The 21,846-nt window shown below is 73.9% G+C and carries 19 protein-coding genes; 3 read left to right on the top strand and 16 right to left on the bottom strand.

Going from position 1 to position 21,846, the window contains the following annotated elements:
- Positions 1 to 12 precede the first annotated feature (12 nt).
- On the bottom strand, positions 13 to 486 hold the full coding sequence (locus V7S47_RS12345; protein WP_336561825.1) for a hypothetical protein: 474 nt from the start codon (positions 484 to 486) through the stop codon (positions 13 to 15).
- Positions 487 to 519: 33 nt separating this feature from the next.
- Between V7S47_RS12345 and V7S47_RS12340 the strand changes: the two genes are divergently transcribed.
- Positions 520 to 1,638 (top strand): M48 family metalloprotease, encoded by a 1,119-nt coding sequence (locus V7S47_RS12340; RefSeq protein WP_336561824.1) that lies wholly within the window; start codon positions 520 to 522, stop codon positions 1,636 to 1,638.
- Positions 1,639 to 1,642: 4 nt separating this feature from the next.
- On the opposite strand, the gene pyrF is transcribed toward V7S47_RS12340, so the two are convergent.
- The 15 genes from pyrF to V7S47_RS12265 form a co-directional block, all read right to left on the bottom strand.
- On the bottom strand, positions 1,643 to 2,461 hold the full coding sequence (gene pyrF, locus V7S47_RS12335) for an orotidine-5'-phosphate decarboxylase (RefSeq protein ID WP_336561823.1): 819 nt from the start codon (positions 2,459 to 2,461) through the stop codon (positions 1,643 to 1,645).
- A complete protein-coding gene (locus V7S47_RS12330; protein WP_336561822.1) occupies positions 2,458 to 3,255 on the bottom strand; it encodes a HisA/HisF-related TIM barrel protein in 798 nt (265 codons plus the stop codon). Before V7S47_RS12330 ends, pyrF begins: the two co-directional genes overlap by 4 nt.
- Positions 3,252 to 4,055: an iron-sulfur cluster-binding protein gene (locus V7S47_RS12325; RefSeq protein ID WP_336561821.1), complete on the bottom strand. Its 804-nt coding sequence runs from the start codon at positions 4,053 to 4,055 to the stop codon at positions 3,252 to 3,254. Before V7S47_RS12325 ends, V7S47_RS12330 begins: the two co-directional genes overlap by 4 nt.
- Positions 4,052 to 5,077, bottom strand: a complete 1,026-nt coding sequence (locus tag V7S47_RS12320) for a quinone-dependent dihydroorotate dehydrogenase (RefSeq protein WP_336561820.1) — start codon at positions 5,075 to 5,077, stop codon at positions 4,052 to 4,054. Before V7S47_RS12320 ends, V7S47_RS12325 begins: the two co-directional genes overlap by 4 nt.
- 145 nt (positions 5,078 to 5,222) lie before the next feature.
- The gene (gene carB, locus V7S47_RS12315) at positions 5,223 to 8,537 is read right to left on the bottom strand and encodes a carbamoyl-phosphate synthase large subunit (protein ID WP_336561819.1); all 3,315 of its coding nucleotides are present in this window, start codon (positions 8,535 to 8,537) and stop codon (positions 5,223 to 5,225) included.
- 1 nt (position 8,538) lies between these two features.
- Positions 8,539 to 9,741 carry a glutamine-hydrolyzing carbamoyl-phosphate synthase small subunit gene (carA, locus tag V7S47_RS12310; RefSeq protein ID WP_336561818.1) on the bottom strand — a complete coding sequence of 401 codons (1,203 nt, stop codon included), beginning with the start codon at positions 9,739 to 9,741 and terminating at the stop codon, positions 8,539 to 8,541.
- 180 nt (positions 9,742 to 9,921) lie between these two features.
- Positions 9,922 to 10,095 carry a YbdD/YjiX family protein gene (locus V7S47_RS12305; RefSeq protein ID WP_090855374.1) on the bottom strand — a complete coding sequence of 58 codons (174 nt, stop codon included), beginning with the start codon at positions 10,093 to 10,095 and terminating at the stop codon, positions 9,922 to 9,924.
- Positions 10,092 to 12,188, bottom strand: a complete 2,097-nt coding sequence (locus V7S47_RS12300) for a carbon starvation CstA family protein (protein ID WP_336561817.1) — start codon at positions 12,186 to 12,188, stop codon at positions 10,092 to 10,094. The genes V7S47_RS12305 and V7S47_RS12300 overlap by 4 nt, the downstream gene beginning before the upstream one ends.
- A 39-nt stretch (positions 12,189 to 12,227) precedes the next feature.
- On the bottom strand, positions 12,228 to 14,705 hold the full coding sequence (hrpB, locus tag V7S47_RS12295) for an ATP-dependent helicase HrpB (RefSeq protein ID WP_336561816.1): 2,478 nt from the start codon (positions 14,703 to 14,705) through the stop codon (positions 12,228 to 12,230).
- Entirely contained in the window at positions 14,692 to 15,987 is a 1,296-nt protein-coding gene (locus tag V7S47_RS12290; protein WP_336561815.1) for a dihydroorotase, read from the bottom strand. The genes hrpB and V7S47_RS12290 overlap by 14 nt, the downstream gene beginning before the upstream one ends.
- A complete protein-coding gene (locus V7S47_RS12285) occupies positions 15,984 to 16,940 on the bottom strand; it encodes an aspartate carbamoyltransferase catalytic subunit (RefSeq protein WP_090855362.1) in 957 nt (318 codons plus the stop codon). The genes V7S47_RS12290 and V7S47_RS12285 overlap by 4 nt, the downstream gene beginning before the upstream one ends.
- Positions 16,937 to 17,500, bottom strand: coding sequence for a bifunctional pyr operon transcriptional regulator/uracil phosphoribosyltransferase PyrR (pyrR, locus tag V7S47_RS12280; RefSeq protein WP_337681423.1), 564 nt, complete (start codon positions 17,498 to 17,500; stop codon positions 16,937 to 16,939). The genes V7S47_RS12285 and pyrR overlap by 4 nt, the downstream gene beginning before the upstream one ends.
- 64 nt (positions 17,501 to 17,564) lie before the next feature.
- Positions 17,565 to 17,909 carry a hypothetical protein gene (locus tag V7S47_RS12275; protein ID WP_336561813.1) on the bottom strand — a complete coding sequence of 115 codons (345 nt, stop codon included), beginning with the start codon at positions 17,907 to 17,909 and terminating at the stop codon, positions 17,565 to 17,567.
- A 48-nt stretch (positions 17,910 to 17,957) separates the two neighbouring features.
- Positions 17,958 to 18,452, bottom strand: coding sequence for a 2'-5' RNA ligase family protein (locus V7S47_RS12270; RefSeq protein ID WP_336561812.1), 495 nt, complete (start codon positions 18,450 to 18,452; stop codon positions 17,958 to 17,960).
- Positions 18,453 to 19,916 carry a cryptochrome/photolyase family protein gene (locus V7S47_RS12265; protein ID WP_336561811.1) on the bottom strand — a complete coding sequence of 488 codons (1,464 nt, stop codon included), beginning with the start codon at positions 19,914 to 19,916 and terminating at the stop codon, positions 18,453 to 18,455.
- A 145-nt stretch (positions 19,917 to 20,061) separates the two neighbouring features.
- Between V7S47_RS12265 and V7S47_RS12260 the strand changes: the two genes are divergently transcribed.
- Positions 20,062 to 20,793 carry a dienelactone hydrolase family protein gene (locus V7S47_RS12260; RefSeq protein WP_336561810.1) on the top strand — a complete coding sequence of 244 codons (732 nt, stop codon included), beginning with the start codon at positions 20,062 to 20,064 and terminating at the stop codon, positions 20,791 to 20,793.
- Positions 20,786 to 21,823 (top strand): LLM class flavin-dependent oxidoreductase, encoded by a 1,038-nt coding sequence (locus V7S47_RS12255; protein ID WP_336561809.1) that lies wholly within the window; start codon positions 20,786 to 20,788, stop codon positions 21,821 to 21,823. The genes V7S47_RS12260 and V7S47_RS12255 overlap by 8 nt, the downstream gene beginning before the upstream one ends.
- Positions 21,824 to 21,846 lie beyond the last annotated feature (23 nt).

Here is a 21,846-nt window from a genome sequence, read left to right as displayed (position 1 = left end):
CTACCCGATGTCCTACAGGGTGAGAGGTGTCTTGCACACGTCACGTGCCTGCTGCTGCAGGGCCTCGAGCGCGTCGGCGGTCTCCGGGGCGACCAGGGCCCGGCCCGCGGCGGCGATCCGGGACCGGTCCGCAGCGGGCAGGTCGCCCGGCGGCTCGGCGGCGTCGTACGTCTGAGGGTCGACGTCGGCGTCCTCCAGCGCCTCCTCCAGGTCGTCGAGCCGCCCGACCACCTGCTGCCACTCGTCACGGATGTCGCCGGGGGCCTGCTCCTGCAGGTCGCGGAAGGCGTCCAGGGCCCCGAGCAGCGCGGTCGGGCCGCCGGCGGCGACGATCTCGGTGAGCTCCTCCTGGTGCTCCTGCACAGCCGCGCAGTAGTCCTGCGCAGGATCCCCACCACAGGCCGCCAGCGGGAGCACGCCCAGCGCAAGCAGTGCCGCCCCGATCCGGGCGCGACGTCGTGCACGTCCGATCCTGTGGTTCCCCATGTCCCGGGACCCTACGTTCCCTAGGCTCCTCGGGTGGCCGAGCACCAGCGCCTGCGCGAGAGGGTCGACGCCCGCGTCGCCGCCGTCCTCGACCGACGGACCGTCGACCGCCCGTCGACGCCTTCGTCCAGGGCCGTGCCGCCGCCGGCCGCCATCATCGCCCTGGCGCTGGCCACGATCGTCCACCTCTCGGTGCTCGCCCTGCTCGCCGGCGGCGTCGGCCTGGTGGTGGCGGGCGACAACCTCGTCCAGCGCCTCGCCGGGATCGTCCTGCTGCTGCCCGTGCTGCTCCTCGTCCGGCGGCCCCACCGCGACCGCGCCGACGAGGTGACACCCGAGGCGGCCCCGGTCCTCACCGGCCTCGTCGCCGAGGTGGCGGGCGCGCTCGGCACGCGGCCCCCGACGTACCTCGGCATCGACGAGGACACCAACGCCTACGCCCGCCGCAGTGGGCTGCGGACCCGGACCCTCGTCCTCGGCGCCCCGCTGTGGGTGGCGCTCGGTCCGCAGGCCCGGATCGCGCTGCTCGGCCACGAGGTCGGGCACTTCGCTCGGCGCGACGTCGTGCACGGCCGGTACGTCGGCACCGCGCTCGCCACCCTGCAGACGTGGGCCGACGCCTCCTCACCCGGCGAGGAACGCGCGTCGAGCCTCGGCCACACCCCGATCATCGCCACCGTTGCCCTCTGGCCGATGCGGATGGCGTCGACCGGCTCGCTCCGGCTGCTCGGATGGGTCAACTCGGCCGCCTCCCGGCGTGCCGAGCTGCTGGCCGATCTCGAGTCGGCCGTCGTGGCCGGCACGCCCGCGACGATCGAGGTGCTGGAGCTCCTGCTCGCGGCCGACGTGATCGACCGGGCCGCCAACCGGGCCGCCGTCGACCCGCGGCGTCCCGACCTGGCCGTCGAGATCCGCGCTCGCGCGACTGCCCTCGACGAGCGCGACCACGCGGAGGCCCTGCTCGCCGCCGGCGAGCGCAGCGGCACCGACCGCACCCATCCGCCGACCGGTGAGCGCCTGCGCCTGCTGCGCAGCCTGCCGCCCTCCCCCGGCACCATCGTCCTGGACGCCGAACGCGTCGCGGCCATCGACGGCGAGCTGCGTCCCTTCCTCGACGCCGCTCTGCGGCGCCGGGCCGACTGGTACCGCTGAGCGGCTACGCGGTCAGCTCGTCGTTCGCCCGTCGTACGGCGTCGCGCATCGCAGCGGTGTCGGGGCCGAGCCGGAGCACCTCGCGCGAGGAGCTGGCCAGCACCGCACCGGCGGCCGGGCCGAAGATCCGGCGGATGTCGGCCGTGGTGCCGCCCTGGGCGCCGTACCCGGGGGCGAGGACAGGGCCGTTGAAGGCCAGGTCCTCGTCCGGCTCCCCGATGGTGGCGCCGATGACCGCGCCGAAGCTGCCGAGCGGATCGGCGTCCGCGTTGAGGCGGCGCAGGTGGTCGAGGACGGTGCCGGCCACCGTGGCGCCGGAGTCGGTGCGGGCGTGCTGGAACTCGGGCCCCTCCTTGTTGGAGGTGAGCGCGAGGACGAAGACGCCGGCCCCGTGGGTGCGCGCGGTGTCGATCATCGGGTCCAGCGACCCGAAGCCGAGGAACGGGCTGGCGGTGATCGCGTCCGAGGCGAGCGGGGAGGCCGGGTCGAGGTAGGCGTCGGCGTACGCCTGGGAGGTGGAGCCGATGTCGCCGCGCTTGACGTCCATCAACACGAGCGCCCCGGCCGCCCGGGAGTCGGCGACCACCCGTTCCAGGACCGCGACGCCACGGCTCCCGAAGCGCTCGTAGAAGGCCGACTGCGGCTTCACCACCGAGGCGTACGGCGCCACCGCCTCCACGACGGTCAGCGCGAACCGCTCCAGCCCGGCGACGTCGTCGGCGAGTCCCCACTCGTGCAGCAGCCCGGCGTGCGGGTCGATGCCGACGCAGAACGGGCCGCGGTCGGCGATGGCGGCGTGCAGGCGGGTGCCGAAGGGGCTCATGGGGTCTCCTGGTCGAGCTCGGCCGCGATCCGCGCGGCGGTGGTGGGGTCGTGGAGCAGGGCGGTGCCGACCTGGACGGCCCGCGCCCCGGCGGCGAGGAAGCTGCGGGCGTCGGCGGTGGTGGCGATGCCCCCGCCCCCGATCACCGCGGCGTCCGGGAGGGCGGCGCACACCTCGGTGACGCAGCGCAGGGCCACCGGCCGGATCGCCGGGCCGGAGAGGCCCGCGGGCCGGCCGTCGGGCAGCGCGGCCGCCTGGGCGTCGCCCACGACGACGGCCGCGGCCCCGGCGTCGAGGACGCCCCGGGCGGTCTCGACGACGCGGAGCAGGTCGGGGCGGAGCTTGGCCAGCACGGGGAGCCCGCGGGGCAGATCCCGGACGACGGCGGCGACCAGGCTGGCCGCGTGGAAGGGCTCGCCGCTGACGGCGACCTCGACCGCGGCCGGGCCGGGCGCGCGGCCGAGCCGGCGGGCGATCTCGGTGTGCTCCCCCAGGCTCCGGCCGGTGATGGAGACGACGACGCGGGCGCCGGAGCGCACCAGCCAGGGCAGCTCGCTGGCCAGGAACGGCTCCAGGCCGGGGCTGGGCGGCTCGGCGTGGAGCAGGCCGGAGGGGGTCTCGACGACCCGGGGGGCCTCGGCACCGGACCGCGGGTCGAGGCTGATCGAGCGGGTGACGAAGGCGCCCAGGGTGGCCAGGTCGACGTACGGCTCCAGCTCGCGGCCCGTGCCGCCGCACCCGGCGGCGACCAGCACGGGTCCGGACAGCTCGAGGGCGCCCAGGGAGACGCTCATGCGAGCGCTCCCCAGCGGACCCGGTCACCGCGGACCACCGGACCCTCGGTGCACGCACGCACGGTCCGGGAGACGCCGTCCTCGCCGACGACGGGCAGCGCGCAGCCGTGGCACAGACCCGTCGCGCAGGGCTGGGCCACCTCGACCGCGGTCTGGCTCCAGGCGCCCTGGTCCTCGGCCGCGGCGGCCACGGCGTGCAGCGTGTCGTGGGGGCCGGCGGCGTACACGACCTCCGCGCGGGCGCGCGCCAGGGTCTCGACCACGACGTCGGCGACCCGCCCCTTCTGCCCCACCGACCCGTCCGCGGTGACGACGGTGACCGCGCGCGCCGAGCGCCGGGCCTCGAGGGCCGACAGCAGGTGGGCCTCGTCGCGCCCGGCGACCAGCAGGGTCACCGCGCAACCGCGCTCGCGGAGCCGCTCGGCGAGCGGGAACAACGGCGCGGCGGAGACGTCCTCGCCCACGAGCAGGCAGGAGACCGGCTCCTTGGGCAGCGCGAACGGCCGTCCCAACGGGCCGGTGAGCCCGACCTTCGAGCCGACCGGCAGCCCGGCCAGCCAGGTGCCGGCGACGCCGACCGGCTCCACGACCAGCTGCAGCGCCGGCCCGTACCCGCCGACCGGCCGCACCTGGTGGATCCAGTACGAGCGCCGCGCGAGCCGGGCCGAGTCGGCCAGGGTGAGCGCGACGAAGGTGCCGGGACGGAAGCGCTCGGCGACGCCCGGCGCCACCAGGGTGAGGTGGCGGTAGGCGCCCACCCGCTTGCTGTCGAGCAGCTCCCCGGTGACGTGCAGGCTCATCCCGAGATGCCCCGCAGGATCCGGCGCGGCCAGCCCGGGCCCTCGTAGACGAACGCCGTGTAGCCCTGGAGCAGGTCCGCGCCGGCGTCGAGCCGGTCGCGTGCGTCCTCGACGGTGGTGACGCCCCCGACGCCGACCAGCGTCAGGTCGGGGCCGACCCGGCCGCGGAGCAGCCGGAGCACCTCCAGCGAGCGGGCCGTCAGCGGCCGGCCGGACAGCCCGCCGGCGCCGACGGCCTCGACCTCGGCGTCCGGGCTGGCCAGCCCGGTCCGGGAGATCGTGGTGTTGGTGGCGATGATCCCGTCGAGGCCGATGGCCAGCGCCATCTCGGCGACACCGAGCACGTCGTCGTCGGCCAGGTCGGGCGCGATCTTGACCAGCAGCGGCACCCGCGCCGCCGTGACCTCGTCCGCCGTACGACGCACGTGCTCCAGCAGCGGCTGCAGCTTCTCGACCGCCTGGAGGTTGCGCAGCCCCGGGGTGTTCGGCGAGCTGACGTTGACCACCAGATAGTCGGCGTGCGGCGCCAGCAGCCGGGTGCTCTTGGCGTAGTCGGCCTCGACCGCGGCCTGGTCGTCGTCGGGCACGACCTTGGTCTTGCCGATGTTCACGCCGAGGACCGGTCCGGGCCGACGGCCCCGGACCGCGAGCCGGGCGGCGACCGCCTCGGCGCCGTCGTTGTTGAAGCCCATCCGGTTGACCACGGCCCGGTCGGCGGTGAGCCGGAACAGCCGCGGCGTCGGGTTGCCGGGCTGGCCCTCGCCGGTGACCGTGCCGACCTCGACGTGGCCGAAGCCGAGCGCGGCCAGCGCGTCGATCCCGACCGCGTTCTTGTCGAAGCCCGCGGCCAGGCCGAGCCGGTTGGGGAAGGTCAGCCCCAGCGCGTGCACCGGCGCCCAGGGCTGCTTGCGGCGCGCCAGGACCGGGGCGGCGGTCCGGATCGCCCGGAAGCCCAGGTGGTGGGCCCGCTCCGGGTCGATCCGGGTCGCGACGCGGTCGAAGAGCACGTCGTAGGCGGTCACGGCCTGGCCTCCCGGTGGTTGAGGAGGGACGAAGTCCCGTCTCGAAACCCGGTGAGAGGGACGACGACCCCGATCGAGGCCGACTCTCGGCACGAGGGGTTTCGAGACGGTTGCTGCGCAACCTCCTCAACCACCGCGGTCGCGTTCATCGCGCGGCCCACTCCTGCAGGGACCGGACGCCGATGTCGCCGCGACGCATCGCCTCGATGCCCTGCACCGCGGCGCCCAGGCCCTGGACGGTGGTGATGCAGGGGACGTTGGCGCGGACGGCGGCGGTGCGGATCTCGTAGCCGTCCAGGCGGGCCTGGCCGCCCGTGCCCGCGCCGTACGGCGTGTTCACGATCAGCTGGATCTCGCCGTCGTGGATGAGCTGGACCGTGGTCCGCTCGCCGTTCGGGCCCTCGCCCTCGAAGTGCTTGCGCACGATCGTCGACGGCACGCCGTTGCGGCGCAGCACCTCGGCGGTGCCCTGCGTCGCGAGGATCTCGAAGCCCAGGTCGGCCAGCACCCGTACCGGGAAGATCATCGAGCGCTTGTCGCGGTTGGCGACCGACACGAAGATCTTGCCGCTCGTGGGGAGCGGGCCGAACGCCGCGGCCTGGGACTTGGCGAAGGCCTTGCCGAAGTCGGTGTCGAATCCCATCACCTCGCCGGTCGACTTCATCTCCGGGCCGAGCACGGTGTCGACCTGCTGGCCGTCGGGGGTGCGGAACCGGTTGAACGGCATCACCGCCTCCTTGACCGCGATCGGCTGGTCGGCCGGCAGCGTCCCGCCGTCGCCGGTCGCCGGCAGCAGGCCGGCCGCGCGCAGCTCGGCGACGGTCTCCCCCAGCATCACCCGGGCCGCGGCCTTGGCCAGCGGCGTGGCGGTGGCCTTCGACACGAACGGCACCGTCCGCGAGGCGCGCGGGTTGGCCTCCAGGACGTAGAGGATGTCCGAGCCCAGCGCGAACTGGATGTTGAGTAGGCCACGCACGCCCACGCCTCGGGCGATCGCCTCGGTGGCCTCGCGGATCCGCTCGATCTCGCGGGCGCCGAGGGTGATCGGCGGCAGCGCGCAGGACGAGTCGCCGGAGTGGATGCCGGCCTCCTCGATGTGCTCCATCACGCCGCCGAGGAAGAGCTCCTCGCCGTCGAAGAGCGCGTCGACGTCGATCTCGATGGCGTCGTCGAGGAAGCGGTCGACCAGCACCGGGGCCCCGCGGGAGATCAGCCCGGCGGCGACGTACTTCTCCAGGTACGCCTGGAGCGCGTCGTCGCCGTACACGATCTCCATGCCGCGCCCGCCCAGGACGTACGACGGCCGCACCAGGACCGGGTAGCCGATCTCGGCGGCGATCCGCTGCGCCTCGGGGTACGACGTCGCCGTCCCGTGCTTGGGCGCCACCAGGCCGGCCTCCGCGAGCACCCGCCCGAAGGCGCCGCGCTCCTCGGCCAGGTCGATGGAGTCGGGCGAGGTGCCGACGATCGGGACGCCGGCGGCCGCGAGGCCCTGGGCGAGCCCGAGCGGGGTCTGGCCGCCCAGCTGGCAGATGACGCCGGCGATCGGGCCGGCCAGGGTCTCGGCGTGCACGACCTCCAGGACGTCCTCGAGGGTGAGCGGCTCGAAGTAGAGCCGGTCCGAGGTGTCGTAGTCCGTGCTCACCGTCTCCGGGTTGCAGTTGACCATCACCGTGTCGTAGCCGGCCTCGCTGAGCGCCAGGCTCGCGTGGACGCAGGAATAGTCGAACTCGATGCCCTGCCCGATCCGGTTCGGCCCCGAGCCGAGGATGATCACGGCCGGCCGCTCGCGTGGGGCGACCTCGCTCTCCTCGTCGTACGACGAGTAGTGGTACGGCGTCGCCGCCGCGAACTCGGCCGCGCAGGTGTCGACGGTCTTGTAGACCGGCCGGATGCCGAGCGCGTGCCGGACCCCGCGGACGACGTCGGCCGTCATGCCGCGGATCTTGCCGATCTGGGCGTCGGAGAAGCCGTGCCGCTTGGCCAGCCGCAGCAGTCCGGGCGTGAGCTCGGGCGCGGCGGTGACCTCCTCGGCGATCTCGTTGATCAGCACCAGCTGGTCGACGTACCAGGGGTCGATGCCGGTGGCCCCGAAGACCTCCTCGGGCGTCGCACCCGCCCGGATCGCGTCCATGACCCGCTTGAGCCGGCCGTCGGTGGGCGTGGCGATCTCGGCCAGCAGCGCGGCCTTGTCGAGCTCGACGTACTCCTGGTGCCAGTCGAAGACGGCGTCCTTGGACTCCAGCGAGCGCAGCGCCTTCTGCAGCGCCTCGGTGAAGTTGCGGCCGATGGCCATCGCCTCGCCGACCGACTTCATGTGGGTCGTGAGCCGCTTGTCGGCGCCCGGGAACTTCTCGAACGCGAACCGCGGGACCTTCACGACCACGTAGTCGAGGGTCGGTTCGAAGGCCGCCGGCGTGCTGGAGCCGTCGGCGCGCACGGTGATGTCGTTGGGGATCTCGTCGAGGGTGTAGCCGATCGCCACCTTCGCGGCGATCTTGGCGATCGGGTAGCCGGTCGCCTTGGACGCCAGCGCGCTCGACCGGCTGACCCGCGGGTTCATCTCGATGACGATGACGCGCCCGTCGGCGGGGTTGACGGCGTACTGGATGTTGCAGCCGCCGGTGTCGACCCCGACCTCGCGGATGATGCCGATGGCCAGGTCGCGCAGGTGCTGGTACTCGCGGTCGGTGAGCGTCATCGCCGGCGCGACGGTGATCGAGTCGCCGGTGTGCACGCCCATCGGGTCGAGGTTCTCGATCGAGCAGATGATGACGACGTTGTCGGCCTTGTCGCGCATCACCTCCAGCTCGTACTCCTTCCACCCGATGATCGACTCCTCGATCAGCACCTCGGTGGTCGGGCTCGCGGCCAGGCCGGCACCGGCGATCCGGGCCAGCTCGGTCGCGTCGAAGGCGATGCCGGAGCCGGTGCCGCCCATGGTGAACGACGGCCGGATCACGACGGGGTAGCCGAGCTCGCCGACCGCCTGCTCGCAGTCGTCCATCGAGTGGCACACGAAGCTGCGCGCCACCTCGCCGCCGACCTTGTGCACGATCGCGTTGAACAGCTCGCGGTTCTCGCCGCGGTGAATGGCCTCGAAGCTGGCGCCGATCATCTCGACGCCGTACTTCTCCAGCACGCCGTTCTCGTGCAGCGCGATCGCCGCGTTGAGCGCGGTCTGGCCGCCCAGGGTCGGGAGCAGCGCGTCGGGGCGCTCCTTGGCGATCACCTGCTCGACGAACTCGGGCGTGATCGGCTCGACGTACGTCGCGTCCGCGAACTCCGGGTCGGTCATGATCGTGGCCGGGTTGGAGTTGACCAGGATCACCCGGATCCCCTCGGCCTTCAGCACCCGGCAGGCCTGGGTGCCGGAGTAGTCGAACTCGCAGGCCTGGCCGATGACGATCGGGCCGGACCCGATCACCAGGACGGACTTGATGTCCTCGCGCTTCGGCATCTCAGGCTTCCTCTCGGCTCACCGGGTTTCGAGACGGTTGCTGCGCAACCTCCTCAACCACCGGGGCACCGCTCATCAGGTCGACGAACCGGTCGAAGAGGTACGCCGCGTCGTGCGGGCCGGCGGCGGCCTCGGGGTGGTACTGGACGGAGAAGCTCTTCAGTCGCCCCACCTCGGTGGTCGAGCCGGTCGAGGCCCGGAGCTCGAGGCCCTCGACGACGTCGTCGTTGAGGCAGACGTGGCTGACGCTCGCGACGCCGTACGGCGTGGTGGTGGGCGCGTCGAGCGGGGCGTCGACCGCGAAGCCGTGGTTGTGGGCGGTGACCTCGACCTTGCCGGTGGTGCGGTCCAGGACCGGCTGGTTGATGCCGCGGTGGCCGTACTTCAGCTTGTAGGTGCCGAAGCCGAGCGCGCGGCCGAAGAGCTGGTTGCCGAAGCAGATGCCGAAGTAGGGCAGGTCACGCGCGAGCGCGCCCTGCAGGACCTCGATCTGCTGCGTGGTCGCGGCCGGGTCGCCGGGGCCGTTGGAGTAGAAGAGCCCGTCGGGCTGCACCGCGAGGATGTCGTCGAGGGTCGCGGCGGCGGGCAGCACGTGCACCTCGATGCCGCGCTCGGCCATCCGGTAGGGCGTCATGGTCTTGATGCCCAGGTCCAGCGCGGCGACGGTGAACCGCTTCTCGCCGTGCGCGGGGACGACGTACGTCTCGCTCGTGGAGACCTCGGTCGCCAGCTCGGAGCCCGCCATCTCCCCCGACGCGCGGACCCGGTCGAGCAGCGCCGCGGGGTCGGTCTCGGTGCTGGAGATGCCGACGCGCATCGCACCCCGCTCGCGCAGGTGACGGGTCAGCGCACGGGTGTCGACGCCGGAGATGCCGACGACGCCCTGGTCGCGCAGCTCCTCGTCGAGCGAGCGCCGGCTGCGGTGGTTGCTGGGGACCCGGGCGGGGTCGCGGACGACGTACCCGGCCACCCAGATGCGGGAGGACTCGGGGTCCTCGTCGTTCACGCCGGTGTTGCCGATGTGCGGGGCGGTCATCACCACCACCTGGCGGTGGTAGGACGGATCGGTCAGCGTCTCCTGGTAGCCGGTCATGCCGGTGTTGAAGACCGCTTCGCCGAAGGTCTCGCCGGGGGCGCCGTAGGCCTCGCCGGTGAAGGTGCGACCGTCCTCGAGGACCAGGATCGCGGGGGCATGCGACGGCACGCCGTACCTCCTTCTCCGCCTCACGGGACGGATCGTTAAAGGATGTCGAACGGCCCCGACCCTACCAGCGGCCGACGGCCGTTCCGGCACGCCGTCCGCCGCAGGCCGGTCGTCGTCGTCGAGTGACGCGAGATGGCTGCCCACGACCCCTGGCGGGGACCATCTCGCGTCCCTCGACGCTCAGCAGCAGCGACCCTGGGTGGACCGCTCGCGGTGGGCGTCACGGTGGCGCTCGAAGGCGCGGCGGGTCATCGGCTCGGTGCCCTCGCGCTCGCAGCGCTCGACGTAGGCGTCCCAGCGGGACTCACCGGTGAAGTCGCGCAGGTAGCGGCGCACCGCGGCGAGCGCGCTCACCGGCCCGCCCCCACCGGCTCGCGCTCCTGCGCGCCGTCGGGCGGCAGCTGGGACGGCACGTGCGGGACCTCGGTGGTCGGCAGCGAACCGGCCCGCAGGGCGCGGACCCAGATCACCGCGGCGTTGGCCACGATCACGATCACCAGCACGGCGAACGAGGCCTGGAGGACGCCGTTGACGGTGGAGTTGGTGATCACCGTGGCCATCTGGGAGGCGTCGGCCGCCGGAGCCAGGACCTCGCCGGCGTCGCGGGCCTCGCGGTAGCGGTCGGCCTGGGCGAAGTAGCCGATGGTGGGGTCGGAGGAGAAGACCTTCTGGTAGCTCGCGGTCATCGTGGTGACCAGGTCCCAGGCCAGGGGTACGGCGGGCACCCAGACCCACTTCGTCCAGCCGTGCTTGAGGAACAGGGTCACGCAGAGGGTCAGCGCGATGGCCGCCAGCAGCTGGTTCGCGATGCCGAACAGCGGGAAGAGCTGGTTGATCCCGCCCAGCGGGTCGGTGACGCCGACGTACAGCATGTAGCCCCAGCAGGCGACGACCACGGCCGAGGCGCTCCAGGCGGCCGGCTTCCAGGTGGTGTCGGCGTACCGCTTCCAGACGTTGCCGACGGTGTCCTGGACCATGAACCGGCCCACGCGGGTGCCGGCGTCGACCGCGGTGAGGATGAACAGCGCCTCGAACATGATCGCGAAGTGGTACCAGAACGCGGCCAGGTTGCCGCCGAAGGCGTCGCTGAAGATGGTCGAGATGCCGAGAGCCAGGGTGGGGGCGCCACCGGTGCGCGAGACCAGCTCCTCCTCGACGGCCGCGGCGGCGGCGTTCAGCTGGTCGGGGCTGAGGGTGAAGCCGAGGCCGTTGACGAACTCGACCGCGCCCTCGACGGTGCCCCCGGTCATCCCGGCCGGCGCGTTCATCGCGAAGTAGAGCCCCTGGTCGATGACCGAGGCGGCGATCAGCGCCGAGATGGCGACGAACGACTCCATCAGCATGCCGCCGTACCCGATCATCCGGACGTGGCTCTCCTTGCCGACCATCTTCGGCGTGGTGCCCGACGCGATGAGGGCGTGGAAGCCGGAGAGGGCGCCGCAGGCGATGGTGATGAACAGGAACGGGAACAGCTTCCCGGCGAAGACCGGGCCGTTCCCCTCGGTGGCGAACGAGGTGACGGCGTCGTTCTGGAGGACCGGCGTGGCCAGCACCAGGCCGACGGCGAGCAGCAGGATGACGCCGATCTTCATGAACGTCGACAGGTAGTCGCGAGGGGTCAGCAGCAGCCAGACCGGCAGGATCGAGGCCACGAAGCCGTAGACCACCAGGCAGACCGTCAGCGTCTCCTTGGAGAGGGTCAGGCTGTCGGCCAGGCCCCAGGTCTCGACGTACCCGCCGCCGACGATGGCGAGCAGCAGCAGGACCACCCCGATGCCGGTGACCTCCAGGACCCGGCCCGGGCGGACGAAGCGCAGGTAGCAGCCCATGAACAGGGCGATCGGGATGGTCAGGCCGATGGAGAACACGCCCCACGGCGACTCGGCCAGCGCGTTGACCACGACCAGCGAGAGCACCGCCAGGATGATGATCATGATGGCGAAGACGGCGATCAGCGCGGCCGTGCCGCCGACCACGCCGATCTCCTCCCGGACCATCTGGCCCAGGCTCTTGCCGTCGCGGCGCAGGGACAGGAAGAGCACGACCATGTCCTGCACGGCGCCGGCGAAGATGACGCCGACGATGATCCAGAGGGTCCCGGGCAGGTAGCCCATCTGCGCCGCCAGCACCGGGCCGACCAGCGGCCCCGCGCCGGCGATCGCGGCGAAGTGGTGGCCGAAGAGCACCCGCTTGTCGGTGACCTCGAAGTCGGCGCCGTCGTCGAGCCGCTCGGCCGGCGTGGCCCGGGTGTCGTCGAGGCGGAGCACGGTCCGGGCCAGGAAGCGGGAGTAGAAGCGATAGGCGATCAGGTACGACGACAGCGCCGCGAACAGGATCCACAGCGCCGAGACATCCTCGCCGCGGCTGAGGGCGAGCACCGCCCAGCAGACGGCACCGACGACAGCGACGAGCGTCCAGACGACGATGGAGCGGGCTTTGGGGGTCATGCAGCGCCTCCGGTCCGAGATGTGAGCGCGATCACTCTCCTATACCCGGCGCACACCTCGGGTAGGCGGGGCGGTCCACGGGTCCTCCGGCCAGGCGTGCTTCGGGTAGCGCCCGCGCAGCTCGGCTCGCACCTGCGGGTAGCCCTGGGCCCAGAACGACGCCAGGTCGGCGGTCACCGCCACCGGTCGCCGCGCCGGCGAGAGCAGGTGCAGCAGCACCGGCACCCGGCCGTCGGCGAGCCGAGGAGTCTCCGCCCAGCCGAACGTCTCCTGCAGGCGTACGGCGAGCACCGGCTGCTCGGCGTCGTAGTCGACCCGGACCGCCGACCCGCTCGGGACTGCCAGCCGCTCGGGCGCGAGCTCGTCGAGCCGGCCCGCCTCGGGCCACGGCAGCAGCCGGCGCAGCGCGGCCAGCACGTCGATGCGGCGCAGGTCGCGGGTGCCGCGGACCCGGGCCAGCTCGGGTCCGAGCCAGGTCTCGACGCTCGCGGCCAGGGCGTCGTCGGCGACGTCGGGCCAGGGCGCGCCGAGGGTGCGGTGCAGGAAGTCCATCCGCGCCCGCAGGGCCCGGGCCGCGTCGGTCCACGGGAGCACCGCCAGTCCCTCCTGGCGGAGCCCCTCGCGCACCGCGGCGCCGACCCGCTCGGCCGGCGGCTCGGCGAGCGTGGCCGCGGCCAGCTCGATCGCGCCGAGCCGGGTGACCCTGCGCGCGACCACCCGGCCGGACGACCAGGTCACCTCGTCGTCCTCGGTCCAGCGGGCCGCGGCCGCCTCGAGCGCGAACCCCTCGTCGATCGGCGCGGCCGAGCGGATCGTCGCGTCGCGCTGCCCCGGCCGGCGGTCCACGTCGGCGACGGCCAGCCACTCCGCCCCGGCGAGCGCGGCCTCGCCACGGGGCAGCACCGCGCCCGTCCCGCCCACCATCAGGTACGACGAGCCGCCGGGCCGCCGACGTGCGACCCGGTCGGGATGGGCCAGGGCCACGACCGCGCCCACCGCGAGGTCGTCGGTGAGCCGCTCGCCGGGCTCGCCGGCCGGGGCGGACCGGACCAGCTGGTCGACGGCCCCCTTCCAGGCGGGCGAGCCGGACCCGCCCCGCCGTACCTGCCGGAGGGCGGCGACCAGGTCTCCCCCGGGCGCCCGGACGTCCTCGGCGAGCAGGGCCACCACCTCCGCGGCCCGGCGGGAGCCGACCACGGGCGCGCCGTCGAGCAGCGCGCGGGCCAGTCGGGGGTCGGTGGGCACCCGGGCGATGGCGCGGCCACGGTCGGTGATCGCGCCCGCGTCGTCGACGGCGCCGAGGTCGGCGAGCGTGGAGCGCGCCGCGGCGAGAGCGGGCGTCGGCGGTGGATCGGGCAGCGCCAGTCCCCGGCCGTCGGGGCTTCCCCAGGCGGCGAGCTCCAGCGCGAACCCGGTCAGGTCGGCGACCGCGATCTCCGGCTCCGGGTGGGCGGCCAGGTGGGCGTGCTCGGCCTCGCCCCAGCAGCGGTACGCCGTCCCGGACGCCTCCCGGCCCGCGCGACCGGCCCGCTGCTCGGCGCCCGCGCGGCTGACCCGGACGGTCACCAGGCCGGCCAGACCGCGCCGGTGGTCGGTCCGCGGCTCGCGGGACAGCCCGGCGTCGACGACCACCCGGACCCCGGGGACGGTGAGCGAGGACTCGGCGACCGCGGTCGAGACGACCACCCGGCGCCGGTCCCCCGCGGTCAGCGCCCGGTCCTGGTCGGCGGCGGGCAGCCGGCCGTGCAGCCGGTGCACCTCGGCGTCGCTCCCGCCGAGGCGGCGGGCCACCCCGTCGACCTCCGCGACGCCGGGCAGGAAGGCGAGCACGTCGCCGTCCCGCTCCGCCAGCGCACGGCGGACGGTCGCGGCGACGTGGTCGAGGAACGCCGGCGTCGGGCCGCGCTCGTCGTGCGGGAGCACGCCGGGCGGCGGGGCGGCGTACACCGTCTCGACGGGGTGGAGCGCGCCCGGGACCTCGACCACGTCGGCCGTGAGCAGGTCCGCGAACCGCTGCGCCTCGAGGGTCGCCGACATGGCGACCAGCCGCAGGTCGTCGCGCAGGTTCTCGCGCACGTCGACCAGCAGGGCGAGCAGGAGGTCGGCGTCGAGCGCGCGCTCGTGCACCTCGTCGAGCACCACCGCCGCGACGCCCGGCAGGTCGGGGTCGCGCTGCAGCCGGCGGAGCAGCACCCCGGTGGTCACGAACTCGACCCGCGTCGCCGCGGACGAGCGGCGGTCGCCGCGGACGGCGTACCCGACCGACTCACCGCGCGACTCGCCGACCAGCGACGCGAGCCGCCGGGCCGCGGCCCGCGCGGCGATCCGGCGGGGCTGGGTGACGACCACCCGGCCCGGTCCAAGGTCGGCCACCGCGGGTGGGACCAGCGTGGTCTTGCCGCTGCCCGGCGGCGCCCAGAGCACCGCCGCGCCGCGGTCGCGCAGCGCGACGGTCAGGGCCGGGAGACCGGCGCGGACGGGGAGGTCGACCTCCCCGAGTCGCTCAGACCAGGGCACCGTCGAGGACCGTCGGCCTCCCCCGGAGGAACGTCGCGACGACCCGGCCCGGCAGCTCCATGCCGCGGTACGGCGTGTTGCGGCTCAGGCTGGCCGACTCCGTCGGGTCGACGGTACGACGGGCCGCGGGGTCGTAGAGCACGACGTTGGCCGGCTCGCCGACCTCGATCGGCCGCCCGTGGTCGGCGACCCGGCCGATCCGGGCCGGGGCGTAGGACATCCGCTCGGCGACGCCGGCCCAGTCGAGCAGGCCGGGGTCGACCATGGTGGCCTGGACGATCGAGAGCGCGGTCTCGAGGCCGAGCATGCCGAACGCCGCGGCCGCCCACTCGCAGTCCTTGTCCTCGTGGGGGTGCGGGGCGTGGTCGGTGGCGACGATGTCGATCGTGCCGTCGGCCAGCCCGGCGCGCAGCGCCTCCACGTCGGCGGCGGTGCGCAGCGGCGGGTTGACCTTGTAGATCGGGTCGTAGGTCGCGGCCAGCTCGTCGGTGAGGATCAGGTGGTGCGGGCAGGCCTCGGCGGTGACGTCCCAGCCCTTGCGCTTGGCGTCGCGGACGATCTCCACCGAGCCCGCCGTACTCACGTGGCAGACGTGCAGGCGGGAGCCGACGTGGGCGGCGAGCAGACAGTCGCGGGCGATGATCGCCTCCTCGGCGACCGCCGGCCAGCCGGTGAGCCCGAGCTTGCCGGACAGCTCGCCCTCGTTCATCTGGGCGCCCTCGGTGAGCCGCGGCTCCTGGGCGTGCTGGGCGATCACGCCGTCGAAGGCCTTGACGTACTCCAGGGCCCGGCGCATCAGCACCGCGTCGCTGACGCACCTGCCGTCGTCGGAGAAGACCCGGACCCGGGCGGCCGAGTCGGCCATCGCGCCGAGCTCGGCGAGCCTCTCGCCCTCCAGCCCGACGGTGACCGCGCCGACCGGGTAGACGTCGCAGTGGCCGGCCTCGCGGCCCAGCCGCCAGACCTGCTCGACGACGCCCGCGGTGTCGGCGACCGGCTCGGTGTTGGCCATCGCGTGCACGGCGGTGAAGCCGCCCATCGCCGCGGCCCGGGTGCCGGTCTCGACGGTCTCGGCGTCCTCGCGGCCCGGCTCGCGCAGGTGGGTGTGCAGGTCGACCAGGCCCGGGAGGGCGACGAGGCCGGTGGCGTCGATGGTCTCGATGCGCTCGCTGGCGCTCGCTACTCGACCACCGAGGTCGGCGATCACCCCGTCCCGCAGCAGCAGGTCGGTCGGCTCCCCGCCGAGGATGCGGACGTTCTTGATCAGGTAGGTGGTGCTCACTCTTCTCCTCCGACGGCGGGCTCGCTGCCGCCCAGCAGCAGGTACAGGACGGCCATCCGCACGGCGACGCCGTTGGTGACCTGCTCGACGATCACCGAGCGGCTGGAGTCGGCCACGTCGGCCGTGATCTCCATGCCGCGGACCATCGGGCCGGGGTGCATCACGATCGTGTGGTCCTGCAGGGTCGCCATCCGGCGCCCGTCGAGGCCGTAGCGGCGGGAGTACTCGCGCGCGGTCGGGAAGAACCCGCCCTGCATCCGCTCCCGCTGGACCCGCAGCATCATCACCGCGTCGGCCTTCGGGATCACCGTGTCGAGGTCGTACGACGTCTGCACCGGCCAGCTCTCGATGCCGACCGGCATCAGGGTCGGCGGCGCGACCAGGGTGACCTCGGCGCCGAGCGTGTTCAGCAGCAGCGCGTTCGAGCGGGCGACCCGGCTGTGCAGCACGTCGCCGACGATCGCGATCCTGCGGCCCTCCAGCCCGCCCGGCTTCGACTCGCCCAGGTGCCGCCACATGGTGAACGCGTCGAGCAGCGCCTGGGTGGGGTGCTCGTGGGTGCCGTCGCCGGCGTTGACCACGCTGGAGCGGACCCAGCCGGAGTTCGCGAGCAGGTGCGGGGCCCCGCTGGCGCCGTGGCGTACGACGACCGCGTCGGCACCCATCGCCTCGAGCGTCAGCGCGGTGTCCTTGAGCGACTCGCCCTTCGACAGCGACGAGCCCTTCGCGGCGAAGTTGATGACGTCGGCGCTCAGCCGCTTGGCGGCCGCCTCGAAGGAGATGCGGGTGCGGGTGGAGTCCTCGAAGAACAGGTTGACCACCGTGCGGCCGCGCAGCGCGGGCAGTTTCTTGATCGGCCGGTCGGCCAGCTCGCGCAGCTCGGCCGCCGTGCTCAGGATCAGCTCGGCGTCGTCGCGGGTCAGGTCGCCCGCGCTCAGCAGGTGCCGCTTCACGAGGCCACCTCCCCGAAGATCGTGACCGCGTCGGTGTCGTCGACGCCCGCGAGCGTCACCTTCACCCGCTCGACCAGGCTGGTGGGCAGGTTCTTGCCGACGAAGTCGGCGCGGATCGGCAGCTCGCGGTGGCCGCGGTCGACCAGCACGGCCAGCCGCACGGCCCGGGGCCGGCCGATGTCGTTGAGCGCGTCCAGGGCCGCCCGGATGGTCCGCCCGGAGAACAGCACGTCGTCGACCAGGACGACGGTCCGGCCGTCGATGCCGCCGGGCGGCAGCTTGGTCGGCAGCAGCGCGCGGGCCGGCTTCATGCGCAGGTCGTCGCGGTACATCGTCACGTCGAGCGAGCCGACGGGGACGTCGTACCCCTCGACGGAGGCGATGCGCTCGGCGATCCGCTCGGCCAGCGGGACCCCGCGGCTGGGGATGCCGAGCAGGACGAGGTCGTCGGCGCCCTTGTTGCGCTCGAGGATCTCGTGGGAGATGCGGGTCAGTGCTCGGGTGATGTCACGAGCGTCGAGGACCACGCGGCCGGTGCTGGGTTCAGGGGGTGCAGACACGAGGTGTCGGACTCCTTCTCCGCCTCACGGGACGGCTCGTTAAAGGATGTCGATCGCGCCGACCCTATCGCACCCGCCACCCCTCGGGCAGCGGCCGGCCGTCGCGCAGGCAGTCCTCGTCCTCGCCCTTCACGACGACCGTCCAGCCCCACCGCTGGTCGCACGAGAACGGCCGGTTGCCGAGCGGGTCGAGCGTGGCGCCGGCCGGCAGCTCGGCGCCCTCGCGGAGGCAGTCGGCCCCGCCCTCGGGATAGGTCACCGGCACTTCGCCGTCCGAGCACTGCCACTCGTCGATCAGCGGCACCCCGCGGATCTCGCGCACGTAGACGGCGTGCGCGCCCCAGGAGAGCAGGGCCACCAGCACGAGGCCGAGGGTGACGGACAGCGGGATCCAGGTACGACGGGTCATGGCGTCCACCCTGGTCCGGGTCGGGCCCGGCCGGATCCGCCCTCGTACTCAGATCAGGCTGGTCACGGTGCCCTCGTCCGGGTCCCAGCGGCGCAGCGCGGTGAGCACCAGCTCGACGTCCGCGGTCCCGACCGCCTCCAGCGCGGCGGGGACGTCGACGCGCCGGATCCGGCGCCCGAGGGTGAGGTGCGGGAGCCATCCGCGGTGCTGGAGGTCCCCGGCGCCCGCCCGCAGCCCCAGCACCGCGGACAGCAGGGCGTCGTCGACGTCGAGGGCCCGGGCGACCGTGACCCGGGACCCGCCCAGGAGCAGCACCCCGGCGACCCGGACCCGGACCGGGAGCAGCGGGCCGACCAGGTCGACCGCCTCCTGGTCGGGCGGCAGCCGCTCCCCGGCGAGCAGGGTCACGTGCGGGGTGTTGGTCATGCCCTTGTGGTCCAGCTGCGACGGGAGCCCGGCGTCGCGCAGCGCCTGCCAGTCGCGCAGCACCGCTGCGCGGCCGGCCTCGTCGGGCACCAGCTCGAACGCGTGCAGCCGGGGCACTCAGTCCTCCAGCCAGCGGGTCGCCCGCTTGGTGTGGGCCGCCTTGGTGGCGGGCGCGAGACCGTCGTACCCCCGCGCGATGACGGAGGCGCGCGGATTGCGGGCGAACACGTCGTGGTGGTCGCGCACGAAGGTCCAGTAGAGCGCGTCCCAGTCGGCCGTCCAGTCGCCGGCGGGCAGGTCGGACATCTTGCGCAGGTAGTTCGAGCCGGAGACGTAGGGCTTCGTGGTCACCAGCCCGCCCGCGGCGAACTGGCTCATGGCGTGCACGTTGGGGACCATCACCCAGTCGTAGGCGTCGACGAACATCTCCATGAACCACTCGTACACCGCCTCGGGGTCCGTGCGCAGCAGGCACATGGCGTTGCCGAGCACCATCAGCCGCTCGATGTGGTGCGCCCAGCCCCGCTCCAGCACCCGGCCGATCACCAGGTCGACCGGGTCGAGGCCGGTCTCGCCGGTCCACCAGCCCGGGGCGAGCGGACGGGTGTGCCGCAGGTGGTTGCGGGTGCGCATCCGGCGGCCGTGGACGACGTACGTCGCCCGCATGTACTCGCGCCACCCGATCAGCTGCCGCACGAAGCCCTCCAGCGAGGCCAGCGGTACGTCGTCGACCGCCAGCGCCTGCGCCAGCACGTCGCGCGGGTCGAGCAGCCCGATGTTGAGCGCCGGGGTCATCACGGAGTGGAAGACGAACGGGTGCTGCGCGGAGATCGCGTCCTCGTAGGGACCGAAGGTGGCGAGCCGGTCGCGCAGGAACGCGCGGTACGACGCCCGTGCCTCGGCGTGGTCGGTCGGCCAGGCGAAGGTGGCCGACCTCCCCGGTGCACCGGGGAAGTGCTCGTCCACCCAGGTCGCGGCCTCCTCGACCGCCGGGTGCCGCTCGGGCCAGGGCACCTCCGGCACCGGATGGTCCTTCGGCAGCTTCTTGCGGTTCTCCTCGTCGAAGGACCACCGCCCGCCCACCGGCGCGCCGTCGCCCTCGACCAGGACGTCCAGCCGCCGGCGCTGCCAGGAGTAGAAGTGCTGCATCCGCGCCCCGCCGTCGCCCACCTGCTCGCGGACCTGCGCCCGGGTGGTGAGGAAGTTGGGGGTGTCGCGCCACTCGACCTGCAGCCCCACGTCCTCCGCGGTGGCCTCCAGGTCCTGCGCGAGCCAGTCGTCGACGACGTCGTACGCCGCGAGCCGGGTGGGCCTCAGCCGCGCCAGCACCTTCGCCGTCGCCGCGCGGCTGGTCGTCCGGCCGTCGGAGTCGACTTGCTCGACGTCGTACCCCGCGTCGCGGAGGCGGTCGGCGAAGCGGCGCATCGACGCCCGGTGCAGGATCAGCTTGTGGCGGTGGAACGCGTACTGCCGGAACAGCAGGTCGTGCTCGACCAGCACGAACACCGTCCCGGCGGCCGCGCGCAGGTGCTGCTCGAACAGTTGATGCGGCATCACGAGCCGGACGAGTCGATCCCCCATGGTACTCCTGGTACCCGCGGGCAGCGGACGCGTCGTACCCGGACGGACACAAGTCCGCACCGCGGGTCCGCCGTACGCCTGGACGAGGGCGCTCGGGGCGACTTGTGTCCGTCGGTGTACGAGGCCCGCCCGTCATACTCGGCCCATGTCCCTCGACGACTGGACGCGCGGCAGCCACACCGACGCCGATGCGACGACGCACCCGACGTACCGCCGCGGCACCGGGCCGGGGATCGTCGTGATCCACGAGCTTCCCGGCCTCACGCCGGCGGTGGTGGCCTTCGCCGAGGAGCTGGTCGACGCGGGTCACACGGTGGTACTGCCGAGCCTCTTCGGCCGCGACGGCGCCGCGATGGGTGGGGTCGAGGTGGCGCGGTCGTTCGCGAAGGTCTGCGTGAGCCGCGAGTTCACCAAGCTGGCCACCGGCGAGACCACCCCGGTCGCGGGCTGGCTGCGCAGCCTGGCCCGCTCCCTGCACGAGGAGCTCGGCGGCCCCGGCGTCGGCGCGCTCGGCATGTGCTTCACCGGCGGGTTCGCGCTGGCCATGATGGTCGACGACTCCGTGGTCGCGCCGGTGCTGTGCCAGCCGTCCGCGCCGTTCCCGGTGGGGCGCCGGCGGGCCGCGGACCTCAACCTCTCCCCCGCCGACCTCGAGACGGTACGACGCCGCGCGGCGGGCGGCTGCCAGGTCCTCGGCGTGCAGTACGACGAGGACCCGCTCACCGGGACCCGGTTCCGCACGCTCGAGCGGGAGCTGGGTGAGGCCTTCCTCCGCGTCGACCTGCCCGGCAAGGGCCACTCGACGGTGACCGAGGACCGCAGCGACGTCGCCGTCGCGCGGGTGCTCGGCTTCTTCGAGGAGAAGCTCCGTGGCTGAGCACCCGACGCCCGGTCGGCCCCTGAAGCGGCTCGGCTTCCTGACCATCGGCCTGTTCGACCCGGCCGACCCGCGTCCCGGCCACGAGGCCACGCTGCGGCTGATCGAACGTGGCGAGCAGCTCGGCCTCGACAGCGCCTGGCTGCGCCACCGCCACCTCCAGCACGGCATCTCGTCCCCGGTCGCGGTGCTCGCCGCCGCCTCCCAGCGCACCTCCCGGATCGAGCTCGGCACCGCCGTCACGCCGCTGGGCTGGGAGAACCCGCTCCGTCTCGCCGAGGACCTCGCGACCGTCGACGTCCTGTCCGGGGGCCGGCTCAACCCGGGCCTGAGCGTCGGTCCGCCGATGCGCTACGACGACGTCCGCGAGGCGCTCTACCCCGACACCGGCGACGTCGAGGACTTCACCTACGGCCGGGTCGAGCGCCTGCTCGGGTTCCTGCGCGGCGAGCCGGCCAGCCCGTTCGAGGGCACCCAGGGCATCGAGACCTTCTCCCGCCAGGTGCAGCCGCAGGCGGCCGGTCTCGCCGAGCGCGTCTGGTACGGCGCCGCCAGCCTGCGTTCCGCGCAGTGGGCGGGCGAGCAGCGCCTGAACCTGCTCACCAGCAGCGTGATGAAGGCCGAGGACGACAGCGGGGCCGACTTCGCCACGGTCCAGGCGGCCCAGATCGACGCCTTCCGCGCCGCTCACCCGCTCGGCGAGGCCGCCCGGGTCTCGCAAGGCCTCGTCGTCATCCCGACCGACAGCGCGAGCGACGACCAGCGCCGGCGCTACGAGGCGTACGCCGAGTCCCGCCTGGCCCGGACCCGCGAGCCGCAGGGCCCGGCCCGGCTGATGTTCGCGCCCGACCTGGTCGGTCCGTCCGACGAGCTCGCCGAGCGGCTGCGCGCCCACGCCGGCTTCCAGCGGGTCGACGAGGTGGCCTTCGCGCTGCCGTTCACCTTCGCGCCGGCCGACTACGAGCAGATCCTCGCCGACCTCGCGACCCGGCTCGGACCGGCGCTGGGATGGTCCCCGGTCAGCGACTGAGGCCGAGTCAGCACTACTGGTGC

It is taken from the genome of Nocardioides sp. CCNWLW216, assembly GCF_037120545.1.
In the GTDB taxonomy this organism is placed as follows: domain Bacteria; phylum Actinomycetota; class Actinomycetes; order Propionibacteriales; family Nocardioidaceae; genus Nocardioides; species Nocardioides lianchengensis.
This window is presented reverse-complemented; position numbering and strand designations above follow the sequence as displayed.